This is a genomic window from Pseudoalteromonas sp. MB47 (genome assembly GCF_011319765.1).
In the GTDB taxonomy this organism is placed as follows: Bacteria; Pseudomonadota; Gammaproteobacteria; order Enterobacterales; family Alteromonadaceae; genus Pseudoalteromonas; species Pseudoalteromonas simplex.
The window spans coordinates 115,735-121,734 of record NZ_VFBD01000025.1; the positions used below are offsets into that span (position 1 = coordinate 115,735).

Genomic DNA, 6,000 nt, shown 5'->3' on the forward strand with positions numbered 1-6,000 from the left:
AAAAAAAAGCCCGCATAAGGATGCGGGCAAACAACAAGTTGAAGGAAGTAATCCAGGGAACTACGGTCTACTTAAAAAAGGTTTTATCCAGATTTAAGCAAACCTAGTGCAATACGAATTTTCATATTGCTAAAAACGGAGCTTAATGAAAGAAACTTTCATGAGGTTGCTAGCTCGGTATAGGTAAATAATACGCAATGATGGATTTTTCTTCAAACTAGAAAAATTTTATTTTCAGATAAAAAAAACTAATGTGAGTATATTTTTTAATTGTTTTCTTTTTGTTCACATTGTGAATATATTAATTTTAAGTTTATGAATGGGAAGGTTTTTATAAATTTTAAGAACTTTATTCAGGATTAGTTTAAGTATTCTGTAGTAGATTCGTAAAAGTGCTTTTGGGTGTTTATGCGTTATTTATGAATAAACGCCGAGTTTTTGGCTGTTTTGGTTGCTTTTTAGTGTCACTGTAGTGACTTATTATTAAGGTGAAAATATGCATAATTGTATTGATAAAACCTAATATGGCTAAAAAATAACTAAGCAAATTGCTTTTTACCGTTATTTGCCGCTAATTCACAGCAAGAGCGTTGTCAGTTCATAGCTGACTAGATACACTAGATGTAACTTTTGGCCGCCTTTGTGGTCAATAAATACAAGTGTAAAAAATATAACAAATTACATAGAAATCTATTTTAGGAGTTTAACGTGGGATCAGGGCTTAACTTTTTAGATCTTATTCTAGAAGCCAGTGTACTTGTCCAGCTAGTAATGTTGGCATTAGTCGGTATGTCGGTAATGTCATGGGCAATTATCTTTCAGCGTAAAAAAGCGATTTCTGATGCACTTAATGGCGCAAAGCGCTTTGAGCAGAAGTTTTGGTCGGGTATTGACCTAAGTAAATTATACAACGAAGTATCAGCGCGTCCTGGTGGCGCATCAGGTGTTGAAGCATTATTCGTTGCAGGTTTTAAAGAGTTTGCACGTCATAAGAAAAATTCACCACAAAGTGCAAGTATTGTTATGGAAGGCACACACCGTTCAATGCGTGTTGCTTTATCGCGTGAAGTTGAAAAGCTTGAGTCAAGTTTATCGTTTTTAGCAACAGTGGGTTCTATTAGTCCTTACATCGGCCTGTTTGGTACGGTGTGGGGTATTATGAACGCATTTATCGCATTAGGTGAAGTTAAGCAAGCAACGCTACAAATGGTAGCGCCAGGTATTGCTGAAGCACTAATCGCAACAGCAATGGGTTTATTTGCTGCAATTCCAGCTGTTATTGCTTACAACCGTTTTGCAAACAAAGTAGAAAAGCTTGAAGGTAATTATATTAACTTCATGGAAGAGTTCGCCAATATTTTACACCGCCAAGCTGCTGCGCAAATAGAGGCTAAAGCGAATGTACCAGCGTAAGAAACGTCGCCCAGTAGGTGAGATAAACGTAGTTCCTTACATTGACGTAATGTTGGTACTACTAATCATATTTATGGCAACTGCGCCACTTATTACTCATGGTGTAAAAGTAGATTTGCCAAAGATGGAAGAATCGGATCTTGTTGATACTAAAGATACGCCTCCAATTATTGCGTCAATTGATGCTGAAGGTAAGTACTATGTAAGTATTGGTACAGATCCTGAAGCACCAATGGAAGCGTTGGATGTTGCTGCAGTGATTAAACTTCAGCTGCAAAAGAATCCAGATACGCCAGTGATGATCAAAGGTTCGGGCCGTGTTTCTTATCAAGAAGTACTGCTACTTATGGACTTTTTGAAAAATGCCGGTGTGCCTTCAGTGGGTCTAATGACTGAATCATTTGAGGGTTAGTATGCGTGAGTCATTAATCAAATCGATTCTATTACATCTGGGTATTATTGGTTTTTTAATTGGATCAGCTAGTTTTCATTTACCTACTCCTAAGGTAATGGAAGTAACTTTGAATCCAGCTATGCCTGAGCCAGAAAAGGCTGTTTCAGCAGTTACGGTAGACCAACAAAAGGTTGAACAAAAAATTGCTGAGCTAAAAAAGCAAGAAGAAGCGAAAAAACAAGCTGAAGCAAAGCGTCTTCGTGATCTTGAACGACGTGCCAATGATGCGCGCAAGCAACGTGAAGCGGAAGACCGTCGACTTAAAAAGCTAGAACAACAGCGCCGCGCTAAAGAGAAAGAAAAAGCAGAAGCCGAAGCACAAGCGAAAAAAGCACGTGAAATTCAGCAAAAAGAACGTGCTAAAGCGCAACAAGCCGAAAAGCAAAAGCAAGAAGCTGAAGCAGCAGCAAAAGCTGCAGCAGAAAAGCGCAAAGCTGAAGAAGAGGCGTTAAAGAAAGCGGAAGAAGAGCGTAAGCGTAAAGCTGCCGAAGCAGAAGCTGAACGTAAACGCAAAGAAGCCGAAGCCGAGCGTAAACGCCAGCAAGCATTGCAAGAGCAGATGTTGCAAGAGCAGTTAGCTGCTGAGCAAGCTGCACGAAATAAAGTTCGTCAACAGCAAATTGTAAGTGAAGTCGACAAATACAAAGCCTTAATAATGGCACGTATTCAGCAAACTTTACTTATCGATGAAAAGATGAAGAATAAACAATGTCGTGTAAATATTCGTCTTGGCTTTAATGGCTTAGTAACACAAGTTAAGTCATTAGGTGGTGATAAATTAGTGTGTGAAGCTGCGCTTCGAGCTGTTCGTATGGCAGATACACTCCCGGTATCACCTGATAAAGACGTATTTGAGCAACTTAAAAATATTAATTTAACAATCAAGCCAGAATTCTAAAGGAATGATATGTTCAACCAGATAAAAACAGCATGTTTTATTGTATTACTGGGCTTTCATGGCATCGCCAGTGCTGCACTAGAAATTGTTATTACCGAAGGTGTTGATGGTGCACGTCCGATTGCGGTTGTGCCATTTCAATACAATGGGGTTGGCCCCATCCCTGAAAAGTTAAGTACTGTTATTGCAGCAGACTTAATGCGTAGTGGTAAATTTAAACCTATTGATGTAGCAACAATGCCTCAATTACCAGCAACTGATACTGACGTTGACTATGCTGCATGGGTTAATAAAGGTGTTGAAGCCGTTCTTGTTGGTCAAGTTGAACAACAGCCAGGTGGACGTTACTTAGTTAAGTATGAGCTTATTGATGTTATTCGTGGTCAGATCACGGGTGGTCAAACACAGATGATGAGTAACGGTAAGTTAGTTAAAAGCCAAGACCATATTCTTGATGCAAGAGAAAGTGTAATAGCTGAAACGGGTTTCCGCCGCTACGCTCACCGCATCAGTGATGTTGTATACGAAGCTTTAACTGGCGAAAAAGGTGCATTCTTAACGAAGATTGCTTATGTGATTGTTCGCGAAGAAGAGCCTAAGCCATACCAATTAGTTGTTGCTGATTACGATGGTTTTAATGAGCAAGTGTTACTTCGCTCTAAAGAGCCATTAATGTCACCAGCGTGGTCACCTGACGGTACTAAGCTTGCTTACGTAACATTTGAGAATCGTCAAAGCCAAATTTACATTCAAGATTTATACACAGGTAAACGTGAGCTGATCACAAGTCACCCTGGTATTAATGGTGCACCACAGTTCTCACCTGATGGCAAAAAGCTACTATTAGTGCTCTCTAAAGACCGCAATGGTGCAACAGAAGTCTACCTTTTAGACCTTGCAACTCGCAAAGAAAAGCGTTTAACAAATCACCGTAGTATCGATACTGAGCCTTCTTGGCACCCAAATGGGCAAGATATCGTGTTTACGTCTGAAAGGGGTGGTAATGCCCAGATTTATAAGTTAAATTTGCAAACTGGTAGATCAAAACGTATGACGTTTGATGGTGATATGAATTTAGCAGGTTCGATTTCACCTGACGGAAAAGAATTAGTGATGGTGAATCGTACTAACGGTCAATACCATCTTGCTAAAAAAGAGCTAGCTACAGGCGCGTTCCAGGTACTAACTAGAACTCGCTTAGATGAATCGCCGAGTATCGCACCAAACGGCTCGATGATTATCTACAGCACGCTTCATAATAATAAACAGGTGTTGGCGTTAGTGTCTATGGACGGTCGCTTTAAAGCACGCTTACCTGTGCTAGATGGACAAGTTAAGGCACCGGCTTGGTCGCCTTATTTACAGTAATTTTTACTGGTTTACTCAATATAGGAATCAATTAAATGCAACTTAATAAAACTTTAAAAGGCCTGCTTATTGCTGTGCCAGTGATGACATTAGCGGCGTGTAGTTCTTCTTCAGGTGTTGACGAAGGTGCTGCAAACCAATCTAACCAAGGTATGGTTGAGCAATCAAACACTGATACTGTTGAAGTTGCAACGCTTACTCCAGAGCAACAAGCGGAAGAAGCACTTCGTGAAAAATACGAAGCGTTACGCCAAGAACAAATCATTTACTTTGGTTTTGATAACGCAAAAATCCAAAGCAAATATGCGGAGCTTTTACAAGCACACGCTGAGTTCTTAGTACAAAACCCTTCAGTTAAAGTACTAATCGAAGGTCACGCTGATGAGCGCGGTACGCCTGAGTACAACATCGCACTAGGCGAGCACCGTGGTCAAGCAGTAGAAAAATACTTACAAAGTTTAGGTGTTTCTGCTAGCCAAATGTCAGTAGTGAGCTATGGTGAAGAGAAGCCAATGGTTAAGTCTCGCACTGAAGAAGCGTTCGCGAAGAACCGTCGCGCAGTATTAGTTTACTAATAAAGAGTCATTATGAAGCCGAAAATTATTTTGGCAGCAATGATCTTAAGCGGGAGCACCCAGTTATGGGCTGCTCCCGCTCCTGTTTCAGAAGCTGCAAGCTCGCAATCGAGCATTGAGAAGCGTTTAGTCGCTTTAGAAAACATGATGAAGTCACGTAATTTATTGCAAGCTGAGCTTCAGCAGCAGCTTAATATTTTACAAGACGAAGTGAGCCAAGTACGTGGTATTACAGAAGAGCAAAGCTATAAGCTTGAAAAAGTACTGCAACGTCAGCGTGAGCTATATCAAGAAATTGAGAACCGAGTTAGCCAAGCTTATAGCCAGCCTGCTGCAACACAAACTCAACCTACAAATACTTATACAGATGTAGGTGCATCACAGGCAATCAGTTCAGACTTATCTGAAAACGAAGCTTATGAGCGTGCAGTGGCGTTAATCATGAAAGATAAACGTTATGAGCAAGCAATTCCTGAGTTTCAAGCATTCTTAACGACATACCCAAATTCAGTGTATGCATCTAATGCGCATTATTGGTTAGGTCAGCTGTTAACTATTCAAAACGATCAAGCAGGTGCGACTGAGCACTTTAAAGTTGTTGTGAATGAATACCCTAATTCTAATAAGCGCCCAGATGCAATGTTAAAGTTAGGAAACTTATTAGCGGATCAAGGTTTAGGCGAGCAAGCCCTTAAAACCTTTAATGATTTAATTAATCAGTACCCAAGTACTACCGCTGCTAAATTAGCCACAGAACGTCTGTCGCAAATGTAGATTTGACCTGATTAGACTGCTTTTTGACATAAGCGGTCTAAAATTAGGCAACTAGACATAAAAACTTAAAAAAAGAGATATTTTCTGTTGCACTCAGCATTTAAATAAGTATTATAAGCGCCCGCAGCAGGCGATTGGTAACAACAGCCAAAATGCGGAAAAAAGAGCGGGTCATTAGCTCAGTTGGTAGAGCAGTGGACTTTTAATCCATTGGTCGATGGTTCAAGTCCATCATGACCCACCATTCTCTTAGAATGGTAATCTTTAATCGACGGATTTACGTATAGCTTTTATAAGCAATTAGAGCGGGTCATTAGCTCAGTTGGTAGAGCAGTGGACTTTTAATCCATTGGTCGATGGTTCAAGTCCATCATGACCCACCATTCTTTGAATGGTTCTATATCGGCGGATTTACGCAGCTTTTATTAGCATCAGAGCGGGTCATTAGCTCAGTTGGTAGAGCAGTGGACTTTTAATCCATTGGTCGATGGTTCAAGTCCATCATGACCCACCATTCT

At 40.3% G+C, this 6,000-nt stretch carries 6 protein-coding genes and 3 tRNA genes; all 9 read left to right on the forward strand.

Annotated features, from left to right (window positions below; genetic code table 11):
* Positions 1-708 precede the first annotated feature (708 nt).
* The 9 genes from tolQ to IMPJCBKJ_RS13940 all read left to right on the forward strand — a co-directional run bounded on the left by tolQ (position 709) and on the right by IMPJCBKJ_RS13940 (position 5,996).
* A complete protein-coding gene (tolQ, locus tag IMPJCBKJ_RS13900; protein ID WP_054553012.1) occupies positions 709-1,413 on the forward strand; it encodes a protein TolQ in 705 nt (234 codons plus the stop codon).
* Positions 1,400-1,825 (forward strand): protein TolR, encoded by a 426-nt coding sequence (gene tolR / locus IMPJCBKJ_RS13905; protein ID WP_054553013.1) that lies wholly within the window; start codon positions 1,400-1,402, stop codon positions 1,823-1,825. The genes tolQ and tolR overlap by 14 nt, the downstream gene beginning before the upstream one ends.
* 1 nt (position 1,826) lies before the next feature.
* Entirely contained in the window at positions 1,827-2,765 is a 939-nt protein-coding gene (gene tolA, locus IMPJCBKJ_RS13910; protein ID WP_054553014.1) for a cell envelope integrity protein TolA, read from the forward strand.
* A 9-nt stretch (positions 2,766-2,774) separates the two neighbouring features.
* The gene (gene tolB / locus IMPJCBKJ_RS13915) at positions 2,775-4,133 is read left to right on the forward strand and encodes a Tol-Pal system beta propeller repeat protein TolB (protein WP_166340726.1); all 1,359 of its coding nucleotides are present in this window, start codon (positions 2,775-2,777) and stop codon (positions 4,131-4,133) included.
* 35 nt (positions 4,134-4,168) lie between these two features.
* Complete coding sequence (gene pal / locus IMPJCBKJ_RS13920; RefSeq protein ID WP_130051703.1) at positions 4,169-4,708, forward strand: peptidoglycan-associated lipoprotein Pal; 540 nt, start codon at positions 4,169-4,171, stop codon at positions 4,706-4,708.
* 12 nt (positions 4,709-4,720) lie between these two features.
* A complete protein-coding gene (gene ybgF / locus IMPJCBKJ_RS13925; protein WP_054553017.1) occupies positions 4,721-5,482 on the forward strand; it encodes a tol-pal system protein YbgF in 762 nt (253 codons plus the stop codon).
* 168 nt (positions 5,483-5,650) lie between these two features.
* Positions 5,651-5,726 (forward strand) — tRNA-Lys (locus IMPJCBKJ_RS13930).
* A gap of 63 nt (positions 5,727-5,789) precedes the next feature.
* Positions 5,790-5,865, forward strand: a tRNA-Lys gene (locus IMPJCBKJ_RS13935).
* 55 nt (positions 5,866-5,920) lie between these two features.
* A tRNA-Lys gene (locus tag IMPJCBKJ_RS13940) sits at positions 5,921-5,996 on the forward strand.
* The last annotated feature ends 4 nt before the right edge of the window (positions 5,997-6,000 follow it).